This is a genomic window from Carnobacterium divergens (assembly GCF_900258435.1).
Lineage (GTDB): Bacteria > Bacillota > Bacilli > Lactobacillales > Carnobacteriaceae > Carnobacterium > Carnobacterium divergens_A.
On record NZ_LT992558.1, the window covers coordinates 1,879,076 to 1,900,539 of the forward strand.

A 21,464-nucleotide genomic window follows, 5' to 3' on the forward strand; every position below is an offset into this window, starting at 1 on the left:
AGAATCAACTTCAACTTTTAGTGAACCTTTTGACACTCGTACAATAATAGCTAAAACTTGTCGTGACAACTTTTTAAAGGTTCAATTAGGGAACAGTAGCAAGGCAAAAATAAAACCAATTGCTAAAAGCAATTGGTTTTATTTTTTAAACTACGCCTTGAGAAATCATTGCATTTGATACTTTTAAGAAACCAGCGATATTAGCACCACTTACAAAGTCCCCAGGAATGCCATATTCAGCAGCCGTATCACGACAATCTAAGTAAATTTTAGTCATAATTTCTTTTAATCTCGTATCAACTTCTTCAAATGTCCAGCTTAAACGCAAACTATTTTGACTCATTTCCAAAGCTGAAACGGCTACGCCTCCTGCATTTGCTGCTTTGGCAGGACCATATAAAATACCCGCATTTTGGTAAATTTCTATTGCTTCTAAGTCACTTGGCATATTTGCGCCTTCTGCTACTGCATATACCCCATTGTCAATCATTTTTGTAGCAATTGTGCCATCGATTTCATTTTGAGTTGCTGATGGCAACGCAATTTGATAGTTTTCGTCGATTTCCCAAACAGATCCTTCGTTATATTGCGCTGTTGGATGTTCAAGAACATACTCAGAAATGCGCTTGCGCTCAACTTCTTTTAATTGTTTGACTGTTTCAATTTTAATACCCTCTAAGTCAACAATATAACCATTCGAATCTGAGCACGCAATCACGGTTCCACCTAATTGATGTACTTTTTCAATTGCGTAAATCGCCACATTTCCACTTCCAGAAACGACTACTTTTTGATTTTTAAAGCTTTTCCCCGTATCTTTTAACATTTCTTCTGTAAAATAGACCAACCCATAACCTGTTGCTTCTGTTCTTGCCAAACTCCCACCCATTGGAATAGGTTTTCCTGTTAAAACACCTGCATGGGAACCATTTAAACGTTTATATTGACCAAATAAATAACCGATTTCTCTTCCCCCAACACCAATGTCCCCTGCTGGAACATCCGTATCCGGCCCGATGTATTTTTGAAGTTCTGTCATAAAACTTTGACAAAATCGCATGATTTCATTATCTGTTTTACCTTTTGGATCAAAATCACTGCCACCTTTTCCGCCACCAATCGGTAAACCTGTTAAACTATTTTTTAAAATTTGTTCAAAGCCTAGAAATTTGACAATACTTTGGTTGACACTTGGATGTAGTCTCAATCCGCCTTTATAGGGTCCAATTGCTGAACTAAATTGCACTCTAAAACCTCGGTTTACTTGAGTTTTCCCTTTTGCATCGGTCCAAGGAACTCTAAATTGAATAATTCGTTCTGGTTCAACGATTCTCGACAAAATATTTTCTTCCATTAATTGCGAATGTCGTTCTAAAACAGGTTCAATTGAGTTGAAAAACTCTTTGACAGCTTGTAAAAATTCAGTTTGATGCGGATCTCTTTCCATTACTTCTTGATAAACTGCTTGAATATACTGTTTTGCTTCTCCCATCAAATCACTCCTAAATAGAATTTGTCACGTTAAATTTTAATTATTATCTCACAAAAAACTCATTTTTAAAAGAAATTTATTGTTTTAAAAAAATGATTTCGCTTACATTAAAACCATCGTCTTACCCTCTTTAAATTTCATTAAAATTGTTCTTGAAGTTCGTGCAATTTAATGACAATACTGTTAAAATGGATAGGACGAAAGAAAATAATTGATGCAATTTAATTAAACAAGATTAGTAGGAGTGACGATTTATGATAACAATGGATACTATTATTAGGGAGGGCAACCCTACGTTACGTGAAATTGCTGACGAAGTAACTTTTCCTCTTTCTAATGAGGAACAAACTTTATGCAAAGAAATGATTGAATTTTTAAAAAACAGTCAAGATCCTGAATTAGCTGAAAAATATAATTTACGGGGTGGTGTTGGTTTAGCCGCACCGCAATTAGACATCAAAAAAAGAATTATCGCTGTTCATATTCCTAGTGATGAACAAGATGCAGAGCCGATTCTTAGTAGTATTATGATTAATCCTAAGATTATTAGCCATTCTGTTCAAAGCTCTTGTTTAGCAGAAGGCGAAGGCTGTCTTTCAGTGGATCGCGAAGTACCTGGTTACGTTGTTCGTCATAGTAGAATTACATTGACTTACTTTGATACCGAAGGAACTTCCCATAAAATTCGCTTAAAAAACTACCCAGCAATCGTTGTGCAACATGAGATTGACCACATCAATGGCATTATGTTCTACGACCATATTAATTCACAAGAACCTTTTAAGGTTGAAAATGATGTTACAGTCATTTCTTAACAACTAAGACGAAGCGCGTTTCTGGCTTTGTCTTTTTTTTTATTTCAAAATATAATACTTAGATTCTCACTCTCTTCGTACATTTATCAGATTTTCTTTTATTTACTTATAACTTTCTCCTTGCTCTCTTCACCTATTTACTATTTTTTTAGATTAAAAGCCTTTTATCAGAAAGTTGTTTAAGTTGACTTCACCATTAAAAGAGAATATGATTAAACAAATAGATGTTCTTTTAATCTAATTTTAATAATTAAAAATAAAATTAAGTGGAGGTGAATTCTAATGACTAACAATACCGTTATTCCAATAGTTTCCGCGTCAGATGAAACATACGCTCCTTACCTTGGTGTAATGATACAGTCATTACTCAACCATCTTCCTGATAAGTACTCTGTTATTTTTTATATCATTGACGATCATATTTCAGAACAAAGTAAAGAACACTTAAGTTCACTTGGTCAAATTCAGTATCTTTCAGTTAATAAAGCTCTTTATCAACATTTTTTGGAAAGCGATCATATAACCAAAACTGCCTATTATCGAATCTCTATTCCTGATTTATTCGTTGATTTAGATTATGAAAAAGTGCTTTACTTGGATGCTGACATGTTGATATTAGATGATATTTCAAAGCTCTTTCAGACTGATATAGGAAATGCCATTGTTGGCGCCGTGATTGATCCGGGACAAGCTAAAACTTCTTCTCGTTTAGGCATCACGACAAACGATTATTATTTTAATTCTGGCACACTCTTAATTCAGCTCCAACAATGGCGTAAAAGTCATATTACAAAAAAGACAATTAACTATTTAACCAACTTTCCTGATAAAATCATCTATCACGATCAAGATGCTTTAAATGCCACTCTTTATGAAAACTGGTTCCCCCTTCATCCAAAATGGAACATGCAAACTTCTCTTATTTTCAGAAAACACACACCCCCTGATGCCTATTACGCACAAACTTATGAAGAAGCCATCGCACTCCCTTCAATCATTCACTTTACCGGACACGACAAACCTTGGAATACCCTGAAAAATCACCCGTATACCCAAGCTTATTTAGCGCAACTTCATGCAGGACCTTTCAAAAGAACGTTATACCAAACTAAAGAAACGGAGGAAATACTATGACATCGTTAACTAATCATGATAAACCTATTTCGATCGTTTCTTCAACAAATGAAAATTTTGCTCCTCACTTAGCAACACTACTTTGTTCCTTATTAGATAAAAACAATACTCCTTTTCATTTTTATATCATTGATGACGGACTGAGTTTGCGTTCGAAACTTCTTTTAAACCGAACCATCAGTGCCTACAATCAAGCGGTTATTTCTTATATTTCAGTAGATGCCAGCCTTTTTGAAAATATGGTAGAAAGCAACAGAATCCCTCAAACAGCATATTATCGCATTGCAATACCCAATTTAATTACAGATCCAGACGTGGAGCGTGTGATCTACCTTGACTGTGATATGTTGGTAATGGATTCTATCAAAGAATTATGGGAAATGAATTTAGGCGAACATTTAGTAGGGGCCGTTGAAGATGCCGGATTTCATCATCGACTTGAAACTATGGGAATTCCATTTCAATCTAGTCGCTATTTCAACTCTGGTTTAATGGTCCTAGATTTAGCAAAATGGCGACAAGAACAAATTTCAGAAAAAGTGTTACAATTTGCCCATGATTTTCCTAAAAAATTAAAATTTCATGATCAAGATGCTTTAAATGCCATTTTGCATGATCGCTGGACGCCACTTCATCCAAAATGGAATGCTCAAACCTACATGATGTTAAAGGAAAAAGTTCACCCCTCCTTACTTGGTCATTTACAATATCGCGAAGCTAGAAAAAGCCCAAGCATCATTCATTTTTGTGGACATGAAAAACCTTGGATGGGTATTTCTCGTCACCCATTTGCTTCTTATTACCATCACTATCGCAGTAAAACAGCTTTTGACTATGAACCCATAACAATCCAAGACTATGTGGAGGGCTAATAAACGTGGCTACCAATCAGGTACTTCTCGCAACTAAAAAAGAATGAAAACGACGATTTCTACCATAAAAGGGAAATCGTCGTTTTTTATTGTTTCATTAAATTAAGTTTAATTTCGTCAACGCTTTGGCAATCCCATCTTCATTGCAATTATCAGTTACGTAGGTTGCTTGTGATTTTACCAATTCTACAGCATTTCCCATCGCAACTCCTGTTCCAACCATCGTTAACAATTCTAAATCATTTAGACCATCACCAAAAGCAATGGTGTCTTCTACTGAAAAGCCTTGCATTTTAGCAATCTTTAAAGCTGTATTTGCCTTAGAACCATCATAGGGCAAAATATCTACTCCCACATCGTGCCAACGCACAAAACGAAACTTAGGAAATTGCCCTTGTTCATAATGTTTTTTTTCTAGTTCTGAATAAAAAATCAAACTTTGGTACAACTTATTTGACTGATAGAATTCACGGTCATAGTCTGGAACGCCAAAATCTATGCTATTCATCGCTTCTTCAATCGATTTTTTACTGACTTCATCACGACTTCTTAAAAGATCAGCTGATTGATAGACAATTTGATGTCCTTGTAAATCGGCTACTTGTAGCAGTTCTTCATATGCCACTGGATCTAACGAATTTTCAAAGACTAATTCATGATGATAATAACCAGCTGCTCCATTACATACAATATAACTATTAAAATCCAACTCTTCAATTACTTTTTGTGCTAAGAATAAATTTCTACCTGTCGCAATTGCAAGCTCATGCCCATTCTTTTTAAGCGTTTTCAAAGCATCCCTTGTACTAGCTAAAACTTCTTTATTCTCATCCAACAACGTACCATCAATATCGAAAAAAATCATTTTTTTGTTCATTTGCTTCTCTCCTACTTTCAACTCTTCTTTACCTCTATTAGTTTACCGATAATTGAAGCAAAGTGCAAAACAAAAAAAAGAAATTCAACGAAATTGAATTTCTTTTTTTGTTTCTTAACGAGGCTGGCTCCATTTTTTAGGACTCCAAATCTCCCCTTCTAAAGCCACTTGTAAGCTTTCGTTATCTGAATTTAATTCATTTATATATTCAATTGTAGCATCTACAATAAACTGATCTTGATCACTTTTTACTAGTTTTTGTAACTCTTCCTTGACCCATTCTCTCGTTTCCATTTTCTATTCCTCACTTTCCTTGCCAATTCAGTTTACTACATGAATTAAAAAAAGAATACTAAAGTGGTTTAAAACAAAAAAGACAACCTGTTAAGGTCGCCTCTTTGCTATTCTGCTTCTTCGCTGAATTGGCTATTGTATAATTTTTCATAGAAACCACCCTCAGCTAAGAGGCTTTCATGGGTTCCTTGTTCGATAATCTCTCCTTGATTCATTACAAGAATTAAATCAGCATCACGAATGGTTGATAAACGGTGGGCAATTACAAAACTTGTTCTGCCTTCCATTACGCGCTTCATCGCTTTTTGTATCAACGCTTCTAAACGGGTATCCACAGAACTCGTCGCTTCATCTAAAATGAGAATTTTAGGATCAGAAATGATCGCTCGTGCAATTGTTAGCAATTGCTTTTGTCCCAGTGAAATATTGGATGCTTCTTGGTTTAACACCATCTCATACCCATCTGGCAACGTACGAATAAAATGATCCACATTGGCAGTTTTAGCTGCATCCACCACTTCATACTCAGTCGCATCAAGCTTACCAAACCGAATATTGTCTGAAATACTCGCATTATACAACCAAGCATCTTGCAACACCATACCAAATTGAGATCGAACATCTGCTCGTGACATTTCTTTTGTATCAATGCCATCAATTTTTATAGCGCCATGATCCACATCGTAAAAACGCATTAGTAAATTAATCAAGGTTGTTTTCCCTGCCCCAGTTGGACCAACAATTGCAACTGTTTGACCGCTTTTTACTTCCACATTTAAATCTGTAATCAATGGATTTTTCTTATCATAACCAAACCCTACATGTTCAAAGGTAACATCACCTCGAACTTTTTCAGGTAAAGGGTATTGAACTAAATCTGGTTTTTCTTCTGGCTCATCTAAAATTTCAAAAACTCGACCGGTTGCTGCTGCTGCACTTTGTAAGACACCAGACAACTGTGTAATTTGTGAAATAGGTTGATTGATTTGCCAAATGTATTGGGTGAAGGCTTGTAAATTCCCTAGAGTCAACATACCATGAATCACAGAATAACCACCAAAAACAGCAATCCCAACATAAGCTAAATTTGAAGCTAAACCAACTAATGGCATCATTAAACCTGAAACAAAAGCAGCTTTAAAACCAAAACCTGCTAATTTATGGTTGATTTCTTTAAAGTTGGACAACGTGTCCGCTTCTTTACCGTATAATTTAATGACCGAAAAACCGCTATAACTTTCTTGAACAAAACCGTTTAGTTCACCTAACGCTTTTTGTTGGCCTTTAAAATAAGGTTGTGATTTTTTGACAACTGCTTTTGAAATAAAAATCGAAGTCGGAATAATCAACAAGATAATAATCGCCAATGGGATAGAAATATATAACATCATTCCTACTGCAAATACAATTCCCATCACTGAATTCACAATTTGAATCAAGCTTTGTTGCATTGCATTACTAATCGCATCCACATCATTCGTCACTCGACTTAAAATATTCCCTTGTTGATTTTTATCAAAATAAGAAACTGGCAAGCGATTGATTTTATTGTCAATATCACTTCTTAAATCACGCATCGTATGTTGAACGACATTCGTCATAATGAAACTTGCTGACAACATTGTTATTTGGTAGATCGCTGCAGCCCCTAGCATATATAAAAGCACTTTTTGAACATAAGGGAAGTTCACCGCTGCTGCTGGCACATGGTTAGCGATATCTTTCATATTGTTTCCAACTTCTGTAATAATCAGTCCCATAATAAAAGGCTGTAAAGCATTGGCCATCATACAAATGATCGTAAGAAGGATAGCTGAAATAAAACCAATTTTATAGGGTTTTACATAAGCACTTAAGCGTTTAATTGATTGAATCGAGTCTCTCATGCTAACTCCTCCTTCGATAATTGTGAAGCCGCAATATCATAATAAACGTCACATGTTTTTAATAATTCTTTGTGGGTACCCATACCGATAACTTCTCCTTCATTTAAGACAAGAATTTTATCTGCATGCATAATCGTTCCCACTCGTTGTGCTACAATCAACACGGTAGCTTCTTTTGTTTCAGATTTTAGACGCGCACGTAATTTTGCATCGGTTTGATAATCTAATGCAGAAAAACTATCGTCAAAGATATACACATCTGGTTTTTTAACAATTGCACGCGCAATAGACAAACGTTGCTTTTGACCACCTGACATATTGCTTCCACCTTCGGCTAAAAGCTCATCGTATTGAGCTGGTTTTAATGAGATAAACTCTTTTGCTTGAGCAATATCAGACGCTTCTTCTAATTCTCCAGTTGTCGCATTCCATTTTCCATAGCGCATATTTTCAGCAATCGTCCCTGTAAAGAGCAAGGCTTTTTGTGGAATATAACCAATCTTCTTACGTAAAGCACTTAGTTTATAGTCTCGTACATCCACGCCATCTAATAAAATACGCCCTTTTGTTACATCGTAGAAACGCGGAATCAATTGAATTAAAGTTGATTTCCCACTTCCGGTACTTCCGATAAAGGCAATTGTTTCACCTGGTTTTGAAGAAAAACTAACATCCCGAATAATCGGCGTTTCTGTATTTCCAGGATAAGCAAACGTCACATTTTCAAAAGTTAAATACCCATGCGTTTCTGTTTCTGTAATGCCATTTTCATTTTCTGTAATAACTGGCTCCGTTGCTAATACTTCTTCGATACGGTGAGCAGAAACAGCCGCTCTTGGATACATCATAAAGACATTTGCAAATAACATAAATGAGAATAACGCGTGGAAAATATATTCAATAAATGCTATTAAATTTCCAACTTGTAAATCACCTGTATTGATTTGACTTACACCTAACCAAATGACAACGGCAAAAATGATGTTGAAGACAACCGAAAATCCTGGTTGCGCATAGGCCATTAATTTAAAGAGCTTTTTTGAAACAGTTGCATAGGCATCGTTGACTACTTTAAAACGTTTTTCTTGAAATTTTTCATTTACAAAAGCTCGAATCACTCGTAGACCTGTTAAATTTTCACGTAAATTTAAGTTAATCGCATCCAAATTCGATTGCTGACTTTCAGAAAGTGGTTCTGATTTCTTTCCTATTAATAGAACCCCAATCAATAAAAATGGAATGGCTGCAAAAACGACCCAAGATAATGAGGGGCTTGTTCGTACAATCATGATAAAGCTCGAGATGAACATTAATGGCGTCATCATTCCCATTCTTAAAATCATCTGCATAAATTGCATCACTTGAAACGCATCATTTGTTGTTCTAGTGACCAACGAAGACACGCCGAACTGGTCATATTCACGATGCGAAAACGATTGCGTTTTTTCAAAAATATCGTCACGAATATCTCGTACAATACTTGTTGTGATCTTACTTCCACAATAAGCTAGAAACATCAGTGCGACTAAACCAATCAAGCAAATCGCAATCATAATCAGGCCATAATATTTAACCTCGCCAAAATCATTCACGGCGATGCCATTATCGATCATTTTTGCCAATAACGTCGGCAGTCCTAACTCGATTAAAATAAAGCCAAACACACTTAAAAAATTTAAAAATACCAATCCCTTATATTTCATCGTGTAACGCCACATTAATTTCAATTTATCATCTCCTTTTCCCCGTAACCATTGTGTTTTAATATTATAAAACACAAAAAAATTGAATAATTTCACTATACCATAATTTTTGCGGATATGTCAGATTTTTTTCTCTTTAATCAGTATTTATTGAAACAAACCATTCATAAAAACTTATTGTCCATTAGAAAACGCCTTTTATTTTTATCGCTACTCTTCCCTAATTTATCTTGATTTCATGGATTCTTCCAATTTGATTGTTTTAGAACCATTTACTTTCTATACTTCACTCAATAATTATGGTAAAATACAGTTACAATGTTGTGATTAAAACACAGCCACCTGTTCGGGAAAAAATAACAACTTTTCAAAGTTTGTTATTAAAAGTATCGTTAACACTAGTTGAACCTTATTTTAACAATGGTACCTTTCTGTTTTCATTTAGTCAGCTACTTCTTGTTCTCAAAGGAACCTATCTGATTACCGAATAAATCAATTTACAGGGCAAATCTGGCCCTTTATTTTGTATGGTTATGACTATCACAACAATTGAATTAAGTTTTAGCTTATTTAGATAAATTCACTGCATTTGCAGTTATATAAGGAGAGAAAAATATGATTTTTAAAGTCACTTATCAAGTAACAAAAACCAGAAATCCAAAACGTGAGGACACTCAAGCCCTTTACGTAGAAGCAGAAACAGCGGTAGCAGCCCGAAAACTAGTTGAAGAAAACACCCCTTACAATATTGAATTTGTTCAACCAGTAGAAGGAAAGCACTTAGCTTACGAACAAAAAAATCCTGACTTCAAATTAACGGAGTTTTAAGCAATGAAACCAACTATAAAAAACAATGAAGCTGCTGTCTTTGGTATCGGGGGGCTAGGGGAAATTGGGAAAAATACGTACGGTGTTCAATTTCAAGACGAAATTATCATTGTAGATGCTGGTATTAAATTTCCTGAAGACGACTTATTAGGAATTGATTATGTGATTCCTGATTATAGTTACATTGTTCAAAATATCAATAAAGTAAAAGCACTCGTGATTACTCATGGGCACGAGGATCATATCGGTGGGATTCCCTTCCTATTGAAACAAGTAAACATTCCAGTCTATGCAGGTCCGCTTGCACTAGCTTTGATTCGTAATAAATTAGATGAGCACGGCCTTTTACGTGATGCGGAACTACATCAAATTGGTGAAGATTCTGTATTAAAATTCCGTAAAACAAGTGTAAGTTTCTTTAGAACCACACATAGTATTCCAGACGCACTAGGAATCGTTGTTAAAACACCACCAGGTAACATTGTTTTAACGGGTGACTTCAAGTTCGATTTCACACCTGTTGGTGAACCTGCTAACTTGCACCGCATGGCAAAAATTGGAGAAGATGGTGTATTAGCACTCTTGTCTGATAGTACAAATGCGGAAGTTCCAAACTTTACTCAATCTGAACAAGTTGTTGGCGAATCCATCACTAGTATTTTCCAAAAAGTAGAAGGTCGAATTATTTTTGCGACTTTTGCATCAAATATTTCACGTCTCCAACAAGTTGCAAATGCAGCGGTAAAAACCGGTCGTAAAATTGCTGTTTTTGGTCGAAGCATGGAAGCTGCTATGGTCACTGGGCGTCAATTAGGTTATATCACTGCACCTGAAGATACATTTATCGATGCTCATGAATTAAATCGTTTGCCTGCAAATGAGGTAACGATTTTATGTACCGGCTCTCAAGGTGAACCAATGGCAGCGCTAAGCCGTATTGCCAACGGAACTCACCGTCAAATCTCCATTCAACCTGGCGATACAGTTGTCTTTTCAAGTTCACCTATCCCAGGCAATACAACTAGTGTAAACCGCGTAATCAACTTGCTTTCTGAAGCTGGTGCCGAAGTGATACATGGAAAAGTAAATAATATCCACACTTCAGGACATGGCGGACAACAAGAACAAAAATTAATGCTTCGTTTAATGAAACCTAAATATTTTGTTCCTGTCCATGGTGAATTTAGAATGCAAAAAATTCATACGACACTTGCCGAACAAGTTGGGATTCCAAAAGAAAATTCCTTTATCCTTGCAAATGGTGATGTTTTAGCATTAACGGCTGATTCTGCTCGCTCTGCTGGTCATTTCAATGCAAGTGATGTTTATGTTGATGGAAAAGGAATTGGCGATATCGGCAACGTGGTCTTACGTGACCGTAGAATCCTCTCTGAGGAAGGTTTGGTTGTGGTCGTTGTGACCTTAGATTATAAAACAAAAGACGTTTTAGCTGGTCCAGATATCCTTTCTCGTGGTTTTATCTACATGCGTGAGTCTGGTGATCTAATCAATGAAGCGCAACGTGTTATCTTTAAAAACTTAAAAGAAGCATTAAAAGAAGAAAATGTAACTGAACAATATATTAAAGAAACGATTATTGGCAGTTTGCAACCTTTCTTATTTGAAAAAACAGAGCGTCATCCAATGATTTTACCCATCATTATGCCTGTTTAACCATTCTATAAAAAGGATTGTTCTAATTACTTAGAGCAACCCTTTTTTTGTTGCGTTTTCGAATAAAAAATTGAATGAGTTAACAAAATTAAATTTATTCAGATAAATTTAATTTAACCATTTCTACCTTCTCTTCCCACCTTTTTTATGTAATGCATCTCTTTAAAACCACTAATACAACTATTTTATTAGTTAACTATTCACATGAACTATAACAATACATTGATTTTTTTACTAAATTCATTAAAAAAAATAGGCATGCGTATCTGTTCGCCTTTACTTATTGAACGTATGTTCGTATAATAGGATTATCTTATTAAAACGAGAGGTGAACTGTTACGGAATTGGAATTGGACTATTCTAACGAACCACGTTCGGATATGTTATGTATCGACATCAAAAGTTTTTACGCTAGTGTTGAATGCGTTGAACGTGGCTTAGACCCACTTAAAACCATGCTCGTTGTAATGTCTAACGCCGAAAGCAACGGAGGGTTAATTTTAGCTAGTTCACCTGCTGCAAAAAAACAACTAGGGATTTCTAATGTGATGCGTAAATTTGATTTGCCTCACCACCCTCAACTAATCATCGTTCCCCCTCGTATGAGTTTATACATCGAGAAAAACAAACAAATTATCGCTATTTTTAGAAAATATGCAGCTGAAGAAGATATTTTAGTCTATTCAATCGATGAAGCTTTTTTGAAAATAACCCCTGTCAAAAAACTGTTTCATGCTACTCCTTATGAACTTGCGCGAAAAATCCAGTACGATGTCTACCGTCAGCTGGGCTTGTACACTACCATTGGGATTGGGGATAATCCGTTGTTAGCCAAACTTGCTTTAGATAATGAAGCCAAAGATGCCCCCGATTTTAAAGCCGAATGGCGCTATCATAATGTAGCGGATAAAGTTTGGAGGATTCCCTCATTAACAGATATGTGGGGAATTGGTTCCCAAACGGCCAAAAAATTAATTCAAATGAATATCCACTCAGTCTATGACTTAGCACATTTTGACCCTGGAATACTTAAAGAAAAAATGGGGATTATCGGTGAACAACTTTATGCACATTCATGGGGGATCGATCGTAGCGATATTTCAGTTAAATACAAATCCTTAGAAAAATCTTACAGCAATTCGCAAATACTGCTTAAAGACTATACTATTCAAAAAGAAATAGAATTAGTCATTAAAGAAATGGCCGATCAAGTGGCTACAAGGTTACGCAAAAAAAATTGTCAGACACAGTGTATTTCTCTTTTTATACGCTATTCAAATCACGAAGTAACCAAAGGCTTTAATCGACAACTCAAAATTACCGCTACTAACAATACCAAGCAATTAATTGAACACTGTCTTACTTTGTTTCGCAACTATTATAAAGATGAAAGTGTCCGACAAATTGGCATCAGTTGCTCAAAACTAGTTTACCGTACGGATATCCAATTGGATCTATTCAAAGAAATAAACGAACAAGTCAACGAGTACCATTTGGATACAGTTGTTGATAAAGTTCGCACTAAGTATGGTTTTAATAGCTTGATTCATGCAAGTAGTCTTCTTGAAGGGGCTACTGCAATCAAGCGTAGTTCGTTAGTAGGTGGACACGCATCAGGAAAGGAAGAACGTCATGCTAAATAAATTTAACGATCATTATCAAGACCGAGGAACAGTCAAATGGCAAGGTATGTATTTATCTGAACACAGTCAGTCATTGGAGAACGATGCAACTGAATTAGCTGATACTATTTCTCAAAAACCTCAAATGACTTCCCTTGAAATAGCTTCTGTTTTAGATTCGGCTATTGTTAAGAATAAGAAAGTAGCCATTCAAATCGAAGAAATTAATGAAAATGGGGATTACGCTAAAGATACAATCGGGAAAATAAATGGCTATGATGAACTAGGGATTTATATCGATCATATCAAAGTTGGTTATGATGAAATTAGAAATATTCAACTTTATGAAGAACTAAAATGGAGTGCCGTAAATTAAAAAAAATAAAGGATCGTATCGCTACGCTACTTTATTTTTTCATTTTTTAACATGAACTTGGGATTAATATAAATTGACTATTTAAATTATTAACGTTATAATTAATTTAATATTTTGTTTTATAATGTAAAAAAGACGAGTCATTAGTTCCCAAAACCTAATGACTCGTCTTTTTAATTGTTATAGATATTCATAGATCGGCTCATCTTTTGATTCATCATAATCTACTTTTAAATCATGACCACTAAAATACCACTCATCACCGTCTTCAACGAAATACGTTACGCCTTCTTTTTCAGTACTTCCTAGCGGATTACGAGGTTCGACTAATTCAATCCCCAAAGAGAACCCTTGTTGAATGGGACTAGTTCCACCATATTTTCCAAAAAAACGGACAAAGGCTCCATTTGACACACCTACTTCATCTTCAAACCATTTTTTTGCAGTATCTGTAATTTCAATTTTCATTTTATTAATCGCACAAAAGCTTTCTTTCGTGACTCCTCCTCTCCATCAATCATACACCCTCTATTCTACCATAAATAGTAAGAAAACCACATTTTGCTGTTTACACATTTAAGGCATCATTGCTTCTAAACGGTCTAAATCAATCACTGAACCTACAACCATCAAGGTATCGTTTTCTTCAATTGTTTCTGTTGCTTTTGGTGAAATAATCATTTCCTGTCCGCGTCGAATCCCAATGACTGTCAAACCAAATTTCGCTCTAAAATCTAATTCATCAAGTGATTTGCGATAAAATTTTGGATTCGTTACCTTTAATTCTACTAACGAATATTCGTCTGACAACTCCAGATAATCCACCACATTTTTAGAAACTAAATGATGTCCTATACGAATTCCCATATCTCTTTCAGGATGAACAACGTGATCTGCCCCAATGCGTTCTAATACTTTTCCGTGATAATCATTTTGTGCTTTAGCCGTTACAAACGGAACACCCATTTCTTTAATCATTAAAGTAGCCAGAATACTGGCCTGAATGTCTTCCCCAATTGCAACAATAACATGATCAAAATTACGAATGCCTAACGATCGTAACACACTTTCATCTTGAGCATTTGCTACTACTGCATGGGTGGCGATATTCATAAACTCATTTACACGGTCTTCACTTGAATCAATGACTAACACATCTTGACCAGCTTCTACTAACGTACGGCAAATACTACCGCCAAAACGACCTAATCCAATAATCGCAAAGTTCTTTTTCATTCTTTATATCACCTTTCATAAGTGCTTCATTTTAATTTTCGCTCTCTTCCTAGTATAACAAAAAAAAGCAAAACCAACAGCTTTCCATTCGGTTTTGCTTTCCTTTTATTTGATAAGATGGTGTTTAAACGCATAAATCGCTGCTTGTGTTCGATCTTCTACGTCTAATTTAGCCAAGATATTGGATACATGGGTTTTGACCGTCTTCAATGTAATAAACAATTGATCCGCAATTTCTTGATTTGAATTCCCTTGCGCAATCAATAATAAAATTTCATTTTCACGATTAGTCAAATCATCATGCAAGACAGGTTCTTTCTTTTTAGTAAACCGTTCCATCATCTTACCTGTCACTTCTGGTTCTAAAATTGACTCACCAGCGTATGTAGAACGAATGGCATTGGCAATTTCTCCTGCAGTTGATGTTTTAAGCATATAGCTAGATGCCCCTGCCTCTAATGCTGGATAAACTTTTTCATCATCAATAAAACTTGTGACAATGATAATTTTTGCTTCAGGCCAATCTTTTAAAATCGCTTTTGTAGATTCAATCCCATCCATAACATCCATCACTAAATCCATCATGATTACGTCAGGTCTTAATTCTAATGCCTTTTCATACCCAATCAAGCCATTTTCAGCTTCACCAATCACTTCAATATCCGGTTGAATCGACAAATAAGCTGAAACCCCTAATCTTACCATTTCGTGATCATCAATCAGCAACACTTTGATCATTCTCGTCACTCCCTTTTATAATTGGTATCTTGATTTCAATACTCGTTCCTTGTCCAGGGAAACTAATAAACTTACAAATTCCACCCATGCCTGCTACACGCTCTTTAATATTTTGTAACCCATAATTTCCAGCTTTACTTTCTTTCGTATCAAAACCAACACCATCATCAATCACACGCAATAAAATGGATTGATCGACTTTCTTTAAATAAACTTCTAATTCATTTGCTTTTGAGTGACGCAATGTATTAGACAACAATTCTTGCACAATTCTAAATAAGTGATCTTCAATGCCACTTGGTAAATACACATCTTCTATTTCCCAAGTCAATACAATTTGGACTTTTGATTTTAATTCAACAAGCAGTTGTTCTATCCCTTTTTTTAACGTTTTTCCTTCTAAACTAATCGGGCGTAAATGAAGCAACAACGCTCTCATTTCAGATTGCGAATCATTGATAATGCTTTCCACCATTTTTAGTTGCTTTTGAAAAAGCTCACTAGAATCAACAGATGCTTGTTCATTTAAAGCAGATAGTAACATCATAGCTGCAAATAATTGCTGACTAACTGAATCGTGAAGCTCTCTTGCCAAACGATGACGTTCCTGGGTTAAAATTTCTTCTTTTGTTTCCCCATCAACAAATTTAGGCTGATTGCCGTTCAATTGTACTTCTTTAGACAGCTCTACAAGTTTGTCTTTGACAACGCCTATATGCTTATCAATATCTTCTTGGTAAATGGACGCACTATAAAGATCGGTTTGTTCCTTAAAAATACTCGCTTCATAATTTCCATCAGCTAAAGCTTGTAATTCTTCCTCAATGTGTTCCCATTGGGCACGCCCAACAAAGTACATAATTGTAGCAACTACCACTCCAATAATAAGCGAAAAAGCAACTAAATAAACTAAAAAAGGGATGGCTAAAATCTTAACTGAAATCAAGTCAATATACCATCGATTTTTAGATGTTGCAGAACTAAATGCAATTGCTATTAAAAGCATGACAATAAATGAAAAAAACGAAACGGTAAAAAAGGTACGTTGATTGACTATTTTCTTCATACCTCAATCACCTCAATATCACCAATTAACACATTTGTAATGATCTTGATTTTTCGAATGCTTTCTTCATATTGGTCACTGTACATTTTAACGGTCTCATTTTTTAGTGTATAGCTATCGCCTTCAAAGCTTATTTTACCACGAATTGCGCTATGTTCAATCATAACACCTACACCAACTGGAACTAAAATACGGGTTTTGCCAAATCCTTTACGGATCACAACAAAACTCTCATCTTTAGGCAATAAGGTATTTCCTAAATCAATGATGGTGTCTCCTGCAAGAATAGAAAAATTAATGTCATCCCATTCATAAATTGCATTCCCAATACGCTCATTCCCAATCCACGGACGCTTCATACGTTTACTATTTTTTTCAGTTGTACTACTCGTTTCCACTACAACCAGTGATTTGCGTTTCCACGGAGCATTTGAAAAATTTTTACGCTTCATATTCGTAAATAATTGATTGCCACTAATGGAGAAGAAGAAAATGGCAAAAATTAACATCAACCAAATTGAACTCGTTGAAAGTAACACAAAAACTACGAGTAGACCACCTAAAACTAAAAAGAAACTATTATTATGGCCTTTTGTAAATTTATTTTTAAGACTCCAAATGCTCATAACTAAACCTGCTACAAACGCAATCATTAAAGGTACAGTTGAAAAAATTTGGAAAATAAGATAAACAAATAATAAGCTTTCAATAAGGATGAAAAATTGCCAATTGTTTTTCATAGTCACCCTCCTCTATATTTTACTCTTTTCTAAGTATAGCATCTTTTGTAAGAGAAACAGTGTGCTTAAGCATGAATTCTCTCTAAGACTAAAGACTGATATTTTACTTTTAAACGCTATAAAGAAGGAAAAGCCACTCAAAAGAGCAGCTTCTCCATTTTAGTTCTTCATTTAATTAGGATACACTAATAATTTTCACTTGCATGTCTCCACCTGGAGTTGAAATCACTACTTCATCATCAATCCGTTTTCCAATAATTGCTTTCGCAATTGGTGAGTCGTTAGAAATTTTACCAGAAAATGGATCTGCTTCTGCGCTTCCAACAATTGTGTATTCTTCTTCTTCACCATCAGGCAATTCAATGAATTTCACTGTACGACCTAATGAAACTTCATCTTTAGCCGTATTTTTATTGTCGATAATTTCAGATAAGCGAATCATATTTTCTAATGTTGTAATACGACCTTCAACGAATGCTTGCTCATCTTTTGCTGACTCGTACTCTGAGTTCTCTGATAAATCTCCAAAACTACGAGCAATTTTAATTCTTTCAACGATTTCTTTTCTTTTAACAGTTTTTAGTTCTTCTAATTCATTTTCTAATTTTTCTTTACCTTCTAAAGTCATAGGATAAACTTTTTCTACCATGTTCGTACTCTCCTTCTAAATAATCTGTTTAGTACAAATTATTTCAGCGCTATTCATTTATTTTTTATGAAAGCGTACTATTTATTTTTCAATATTGACAAGATACCACGAAGCAAGGGAATTGTAAATAGTAAAATACATTATTTATGAATTTTCTCACTGATTATTCAATATCGAACTAATCTTTGTAGTCATCAAATCAATCGCCACTTGGTTTTGTCCACCTTCAGGAATAATTAAGTCTGCATATTTTTTAGTTGGTTCAATAAATTGATGATACATCGGCTTTACAACACTTAAATATTGTTGAATAACAGAGTCTAAGGTGCGGCCACGTTCTTCCATATCTCGTTTGATACGGCGAATAATTCGGATATCATCATCGGTATCAACATAAACTTTAATATCCATTAAATCACGTAATCTAGCGTCTTCTAAAATTAAAATACCTTCGACAATAATCACTTCTTTTGGTTCTTGTAAGACTATTTGACTGCTTCTTGTATGAGCTGCATAATCGTAAACTGGTTTTTCAATCGAACGATACTGAATCAACTCCTCAACATGTTGAATCATTAACTCTGTATCAAATGCAAAAGGATGATCGTAATTTGTTTTTAAGCGTTCTTCAAAACTTAAATCACTTTGATCCTTATAATAAAAATCTTGCTCTAATAATAGAATGGAATGTCCTGAAAATTTGTTGAAAATTGCGCGACTGACACTTGTTTTTCCGCTACCTGAACCACCAGTAACCCCGATTACGATTGGCTTATTCTTACTCATTATGCTAAATTCCGCTCCTTATTTAAAAGCATTGAATCAATTGATTCAATGCTTTTTTTCTGTTTCTAATTTTAATCAAGGTATTTTGCTTTTAATCTTAGATGTTCGTCATAGGTTTCTGCAAAATAAACTTTTCCTGTTTTGGTATCTGCTAAGAAATACAAATAACTTGTATCCGCTGGATTTAGTGTTGCTTTAATTGACTCTAACCCTGGGTTATTAAATGGCCCCGGTCCAAAGCCTTTATTTTGATAAAGGTTATATGGAGAATCTACTTCTAAATCTTTTTCAGTTACTAGTTCTTTATGTGTATCTAAAGAGTATAGAACACTGATATCCGTTTGTAAGGGCATATCTGCAACTACACGATTGTAAAAGACATTGGCAATTTTTGTACGATCGTCATAAGAAACGCCTTCTTTTTCAACAAGAGAAGCTACTGTTAATACTTCTTGAACGGTTTTCCCTTGTGCTTGAATCGTCCCATAGAATGGTTTCATCACTTCGTCGGTTTTCTTAATCATATCTTCAACAATTTCTTCTAATGTCATTTTCTTATCATAATCGTATGTTGCTGGGAAAAGATAACCTTCCAAACGATAGCGTACATCTGTGGCGTTCATTGCACTGTCTAGTAATTGCGGATATTTTTGTTTCATGTTGTTTAAGAATGATTCATCTTGAACTAATTTCAAAAATTCGGTTTTTTTGTATTTTGTTGATTTTTCAACAGATTGTGCGATCTGTTCCATTGTTAAACCTTCTTGAACCAAAATTTTATTGGCCCCTTCACCAGCGGTTGCACTGCCACCTTTTTGTAGATCTTTAATAATTTGATTCAAGGTCATTGATGGTTTTAACTCATAATAACCGGCTAAAAAATTGGCTGCATTATTTGTTTTTACATAATAACTAAAAACAAAAGCACTTTTGATGATTCCCTTGTCTTCCAAAATTTTGGCAATTTCTTTTGTAGTGGAGCCAATTGGTACTTCAACTTGTATTTTTTCTTCACTTGATGGATTTAACGGTTGTAAGGAACTCGTTACATAGCGATAACCTACTAAGCCTAAAATAACCACTAAAATAACTAATACACCGATAATACTAAGAACAACTTTTTTTACCACAGTTGATTCTTTTTCTCTTTCTAACATTCTTGAGCGTGACTCAGCCATTAATTTTTCCTTTTTACTTGGCTGTTCCTCGTTATTATTTCCCAAGAAAAAACCCTCCTAACTCCCATTAAAGAAAAACAACTGCTTTCTTTAATTTCATAACTAACTTCAATTATTATACATGATATCTACAGTAATGAGAACAATAATCTAATGATTTTTTTGATTATTCTGCTAGTTTTAGACTTTCTTAAAAATTACGATAAAGCCTTTTCCTATTTTACGCCTACAAAAAAAGCTAACAAGTACAATTGTTAGCTTTTATTTGATTATTCTTCTTCGTCATCTGCCATGAATGTATTTAAAACTTCTTCAATCATGTCCCACTCTTCATTTGTTTCGATTGGTTTCAAGTCGCCTTGGTTGCCATCTTCTTGCTCTACATATGAAAAAGCTTGTAATTCGATTTCTTCTCCTTCTGGGATTCCAGCTGGGTAAACCAAAACATATGATTTTGCGTAATCGTCTGAATCAAACGTGAATAAGATTTCATATAATTCTTCGTTGCCGTTTTCATCAATAATTGTAATATGTTCGTGATCGTGATGATCCTCTTCGTGATTGTGATCGTGTGTCATTCTAAACACTCCTTTAAATATATATCTTTCGTCTGTTATATTCTACCGTATTTAAGATAAAAAAGCTAGTTTCGGTTTCCATCTAAAAAATTTTGAAGAATCATCACTGCGGCTACTTTATCAATTACTTTTTTTCTCTTACTACGAGAAGTGTTTGCTTGCTCGATTAACATTCGTTCAGCTTGAACGGTTGTCAATCGCTCGTCTTGAAATTCAATGGGCAAATCAAGTTCTTTTTTTAGCAACTCGGCATAGTACATGGAAGCCTCTGCTCTAGGTCCAATCGAATTGTTCATGTTTTTTGGCAATCCAACAACAAATTTTGACACTTCGTATTCTTTAGCCAATTCAACGACTCGATCAAGGCCGTATTGTTCTTCCGCTTCGTTTATTCTAATAATCTCAATGCCTTGTGCTGTCCAACCAAATGGATCGCTGATTGCAATTCCAACAGTTTTTGAACCGACATCTAATCCCATTATTCTCATTTAATTACGGGTCCACTCTCTTTCAAATAAGTTTTTACCAACTCTTCAACAATTTCGTCGCGTTCATGGCGTCTAATTAAATTTCTAGCATCATTATGACGAGGAATATAAGCCGGATCTCCTGAAAGTAAGTACCCAACGATTTGATTGATTGGATTGTATCCTTTTTCTTCTAATGCTGCATAAACTAAAGTTAATGTTTCTTTGACATTTTTCTCACGATTATCCCCAAAATCAAAACGTACTGTTTCATCAATTGAACTCATTTTCTTACACCCCATTCTTTATTACTTATTCTTATATTCTACAAGAAAGAGGTGGAAACTACAATGCTTATTCCAGATTCCTTTCTTAATTTTTTCTTTTATTTCCTTCGTTTTTACTTTATTAAAAAAAATGATAGCGTTTACGCGGTTTCTAAGTAAAAACAGC

23 protein-coding genes are annotated in these 21,464 nt (G+C 34.8%); 7 read left to right on the forward strand and 16 right to left on the reverse strand.

Translation table 11 applies throughout. The features are described 5' to 3' along the window. Positions 1-145: 145 nt before the first annotated feature. On the reverse strand, positions 146-1,492 hold the full coding sequence (gdhA, locus tag CDIMF43_RS09425; RefSeq protein ID WP_109841848.1) for an NADP-specific glutamate dehydrogenase: 1,347 nt from the start codon (positions 1,490-1,492) through the stop codon (positions 146-148). A 254-nt stretch (positions 1,493-1,746) separates the two neighbouring features. On the opposite strand from gdhA, the gene def reads away from it, so the two are divergent. From def to CDIMF43_RS09440, 3 genes are all read left to right on the forward strand, one after another. Then, positions 1,747-2,307: a peptide deformylase gene (gene def / locus CDIMF43_RS09430; protein WP_074402519.1), complete on the forward strand. Its 561-nt coding sequence runs from the start codon at positions 1,747-1,749 to the stop codon at positions 2,305-2,307. Positions 2,308-2,589: 282 nt separating this feature from the next. Continuing rightward, positions 2,590-3,441, forward strand: coding sequence for a glycosyltransferase family 8 protein (locus CDIMF43_RS09435; protein WP_109841849.1), 852 nt, complete (start codon positions 2,590-2,592; stop codon positions 3,439-3,441). After that, positions 3,438-4,313: a glycosyltransferase family 8 protein gene (locus CDIMF43_RS09440; protein WP_074402517.1), complete on the forward strand. Its 876-nt coding sequence runs from the start codon at positions 3,438-3,440 to the stop codon at positions 4,311-4,313. Before CDIMF43_RS09435 ends, CDIMF43_RS09440 begins: the two co-directional genes overlap by 4 nt. Before the next feature lie 97 nt (positions 4,314-4,410). On the opposite strand, the gene CDIMF43_RS09445 is transcribed toward CDIMF43_RS09440, so the two are convergent. The 4 genes from CDIMF43_RS09445 to CDIMF43_RS09460 form a co-directional block, all read right to left on the reverse strand. Then, positions 4,411-5,190, reverse strand: a complete 780-nt coding sequence (locus CDIMF43_RS09445) for a Cof-type HAD-IIB family hydrolase (protein ID WP_074402516.1) — start codon at positions 5,188-5,190, stop codon at positions 4,411-4,413. A 114-nt stretch (positions 5,191-5,304) separates the two neighbouring features. Further along, a complete protein-coding gene (locus CDIMF43_RS09450) occupies positions 5,305-5,484 on the reverse strand; it encodes a hypothetical protein (protein WP_074402515.1) in 180 nt (59 codons plus the stop codon). A gap of 107 nt (positions 5,485-5,591) precedes the next feature. Further along, positions 5,592-7,370, reverse strand: a complete 1,779-nt coding sequence (locus CDIMF43_RS09455; RefSeq protein WP_074402514.1) for an ABC transporter ATP-binding protein — start codon at positions 7,368-7,370, stop codon at positions 5,592-5,594. Then, entirely contained in the window at positions 7,367-9,097 is a 1,731-nt protein-coding gene (locus tag CDIMF43_RS09460; protein ID WP_074402513.1) for an ABC transporter ATP-binding protein, read from the reverse strand. The genes CDIMF43_RS09455 and CDIMF43_RS09460 overlap by 4 nt, the downstream gene beginning before the upstream one ends. A gap of 591 nt (positions 9,098-9,688) precedes the next feature. On the opposite strand from CDIMF43_RS09460, the gene CDIMF43_RS09465 reads away from it, so the two are divergent. The 4 genes from CDIMF43_RS09465 (at position 9,689) to CDIMF43_RS09480 (ending at position 13,573) form a co-directional block, all read left to right on the forward strand. Then, on the forward strand, positions 9,689-9,901 hold the full coding sequence (locus CDIMF43_RS09465) for a DNA-directed RNA polymerase subunit epsilon (protein ID WP_074402512.1): 213 nt from the start codon (positions 9,689-9,691) through the stop codon (positions 9,899-9,901). Between the two features lie 3 nt (positions 9,902-9,904). After that, entirely contained in the window at positions 9,905-11,575 is a 1,671-nt protein-coding gene (gene rnjA / locus CDIMF43_RS09470) for a ribonuclease J1 (protein ID WP_034569261.1), read from the forward strand. A 344-nt stretch (positions 11,576-11,919) separates the two neighbouring features. Further along, the gene (locus tag CDIMF43_RS09475; RefSeq protein WP_162532929.1) at positions 11,920-13,218 is read left to right on the forward strand and encodes a Y-family DNA polymerase; all 1,299 of its coding nucleotides are present in this window, start codon (positions 11,920-11,922) and stop codon (positions 13,216-13,218) included. After that, positions 13,208-13,573: a hypothetical protein gene (locus CDIMF43_RS09480; RefSeq protein WP_074402511.1), complete on the forward strand. Its 366-nt coding sequence runs from the start codon at positions 13,208-13,210 to the stop codon at positions 13,571-13,573. Before CDIMF43_RS09475 ends, CDIMF43_RS09480 begins: the two co-directional genes overlap by 11 nt. A 180-nt stretch (positions 13,574-13,753) precedes the next feature. Here the strand turns inward: CDIMF43_RS09480 and CDIMF43_RS09485 are convergent, their stop codons facing one another. The 11 genes from CDIMF43_RS09485 to CDIMF43_RS09535 all read right to left on the reverse strand — a co-directional run bounded on the left by CDIMF43_RS09485 (position 13,754) and on the right by CDIMF43_RS09535 (position 21,298). Further along, positions 13,754-14,041, reverse strand: coding sequence for a HesB/YadR/YfhF family protein (locus CDIMF43_RS09485; protein WP_074402510.1), 288 nt, complete (start codon positions 14,039-14,041; stop codon positions 13,754-13,756). A 108-nt stretch (positions 14,042-14,149) separates the two neighbouring features. After that, positions 14,150-14,809 carry a potassium channel family protein gene (locus CDIMF43_RS09490; protein ID WP_034569249.1) on the reverse strand — a complete coding sequence of 220 codons (660 nt, stop codon included), beginning with the start codon at positions 14,807-14,809 and terminating at the stop codon, positions 14,150-14,152. 105 nt (positions 14,810-14,914) lie between these two features. Next, complete coding sequence (locus CDIMF43_RS09495) at positions 14,915-15,547, reverse strand: response regulator transcription factor (protein WP_034569248.1); 633 nt, start codon at positions 15,545-15,547, stop codon at positions 14,915-14,917. Further along, positions 15,525-16,613 carry a sensor histidine kinase gene (locus tag CDIMF43_RS09500; protein ID WP_109841850.1) on the reverse strand — a complete coding sequence of 363 codons (1,089 nt, stop codon included), beginning with the start codon at positions 16,611-16,613 and terminating at the stop codon, positions 15,525-15,527. The genes CDIMF43_RS09495 and CDIMF43_RS09500 overlap by 23 nt, the downstream gene beginning before the upstream one ends. Continuing rightward, on the reverse strand, positions 16,610-17,353 hold the full coding sequence (liaF, locus tag CDIMF43_RS09505) for a cell wall-active antibiotics response protein LiaF (RefSeq protein WP_074402508.1): 744 nt from the start codon (positions 17,351-17,353) through the stop codon (positions 16,610-16,612). Before liaF ends, CDIMF43_RS09500 begins: the two co-directional genes overlap by 4 nt. 175 nt (positions 17,354-17,528) lie before the next feature. Continuing rightward, positions 17,529-18,002 (reverse strand): transcription elongation factor GreA, encoded by a 474-nt coding sequence (gene greA / locus CDIMF43_RS09510; protein ID WP_074402507.1) that lies wholly within the window; start codon positions 18,000-18,002, stop codon positions 17,529-17,531. Between the two features lie 156 nt (positions 18,003-18,158). Beyond that, a complete protein-coding gene (gene udk, locus CDIMF43_RS09515) occupies positions 18,159-18,788 on the reverse strand; it encodes a uridine kinase (RefSeq protein ID WP_074402506.1) in 630 nt (209 codons plus the stop codon). A 71-nt stretch (positions 18,789-18,859) separates the two neighbouring features. Beyond that, the gene (gene mltG / locus CDIMF43_RS09520; protein WP_109841851.1) at positions 18,860-20,011 is read right to left on the reverse strand and encodes an endolytic transglycosylase MltG; all 1,152 of its coding nucleotides are present in this window, start codon (positions 20,009-20,011) and stop codon (positions 18,860-18,862) included. 224 nt (positions 20,012-20,235) lie between these two features. Further along, positions 20,236-20,544, reverse strand: a complete 309-nt coding sequence (locus CDIMF43_RS09525) for a DUF1292 domain-containing protein (protein WP_034569232.1) — start codon at positions 20,542-20,544, stop codon at positions 20,236-20,238. Positions 20,545-20,609: 65 nt separating this feature from the next. Beyond that, complete coding sequence (gene ruvX / locus CDIMF43_RS09530) at positions 20,610-21,032, reverse strand: Holliday junction resolvase RuvX (RefSeq protein WP_074402504.1); 423 nt, start codon at positions 21,030-21,032, stop codon at positions 20,610-20,612. Further along, positions 21,029-21,298: an IreB family regulatory phosphoprotein gene (locus CDIMF43_RS09535; protein ID WP_034569227.1), complete on the reverse strand. Its 270-nt coding sequence runs from the start codon at positions 21,296-21,298 to the stop codon at positions 21,029-21,031. Before CDIMF43_RS09535 ends, ruvX begins: the two co-directional genes overlap by 4 nt. Between the last annotated feature and the right edge of the window lie 166 nt (positions 21,299-21,464).

What these genes read in the sequence shown, in the direction of transcription:
- liaF (WP_074402508.1), bottom strand. Translation starts at nt 17,353, where the DNA reads ATGAAAAACAATTGGCAATTTTTCATCCTTATTGAAAGCTTATTATTT.
- CDIMF43_RS09490 (WP_034569249.1), bottom strand. Translation starts at nt 14,809, where the DNA reads ATGAAAAAGAACTTTGCGATTATTGGATTAGGTCGTTTTGGCGGTAGT.
- udk (WP_074402506.1), bottom strand. Translation starts at nt 18,788, where the DNA reads ATGAGTAAGAATAAGCCAATCGTAATCGGGGTTACTGGTGGTTCAGGT.
- rnjA (WP_034569261.1), top strand. Translation starts at nt 9,905, where the DNA reads ATGAAACCAACTATAAAAAACAATGAAGCTGCTGTCTTTGGTATCGGG.
- gdhA (WP_109841848.1), bottom strand. Translation starts at nt 1,492, where the DNA reads ATGGGAGAAGCAAAACAGTATATTCAAGCAGTTTATCAAGAAGTAATG.
- greA (WP_074402507.1), bottom strand. Translation starts at nt 18,002, where the DNA reads ATGGTAGAAAAAGTTTATCCTATGACTTTAGAAGGTAAAGAAAAATTA.
- CDIMF43_RS09455 (WP_074402514.1), bottom strand. Translation starts at nt 7,370, where the DNA reads ATGAGAGACTCGATTCAATCAATTAAACGCTTAAGTGCTTATGTAAAA.
- CDIMF43_RS09485 (WP_074402510.1), bottom strand. Translation starts at nt 14,041, where the DNA reads ATGAAAATTGAAATTACAGATACTGCAAAAAAATGGTTTGAAGATGAA.
- CDIMF43_RS09435 (WP_109841849.1), top strand. Translation starts at nt 2,590, where the DNA reads ATGACTAACAATACCGTTATTCCAATAGTTTCCGCGTCAGATGAAACA.
- CDIMF43_RS09465 (WP_074402512.1), top strand. Translation starts at nt 9,689, where the DNA reads ATGATTTTTAAAGTCACTTATCAAGTAACAAAAACCAGAAATCCAAAA.
- CDIMF43_RS09440 (WP_074402517.1), top strand. Translation starts at nt 3,438, where the DNA reads ATGACATCGTTAACTAATCATGATAAACCTATTTCGATCGTTTCTTCA.
- CDIMF43_RS09495 (WP_034569248.1), bottom strand. Translation starts at nt 15,547, where the DNA reads ATGATCAAAGTGTTGCTGATTGATGATCACGAAATGGTAAGATTAGGG.
- ruvX (WP_074402504.1), bottom strand. Translation starts at nt 21,032, where the DNA reads ATGAGAATAATGGGATTAGATGTCGGTTCAAAAACTGTTGGAATTGCA.
- CDIMF43_RS09445 (WP_074402516.1), bottom strand. Translation starts at nt 5,190, where the DNA reads ATGAACAAAAAAATGATTTTTTTCGATATTGATGGTACGTTGTTGGAT.
- CDIMF43_RS09500 (WP_109841850.1), bottom strand. Translation starts at nt 16,613, where the DNA reads ATGAAGAAAATAGTCAATCAACGTACCTTTTTTACCGTTTCGTTTTTT.
- CDIMF43_RS09450 (WP_074402515.1), bottom strand. Translation starts at nt 5,484, where the DNA reads ATGGAAACGAGAGAATGGGTCAAGGAAGAGTTACAAAAACTAGTAAAA.
- CDIMF43_RS09525 (WP_034569232.1), bottom strand. Translation starts at nt 20,544, where the DNA reads ATGACACACGATCACAATCACGAAGAGGATCATCACGATCACGAACAT.
- CDIMF43_RS09480 (WP_074402511.1), top strand. Translation starts at nt 13,208, where the DNA reads ATGCTAAATAAATTTAACGATCATTATCAAGACCGAGGAACAGTCAAA.
- CDIMF43_RS09535 (WP_034569227.1), bottom strand. Translation starts at nt 21,298, where the DNA reads ATGAGTTCAATTGATGAAACAGTACGTTTTGATTTTGGGGATAATCGT.
- def (WP_074402519.1), top strand. Translation starts at nt 1,747, where the DNA reads ATGATAACAATGGATACTATTATTAGGGAGGGCAACCCTACGTTACGT.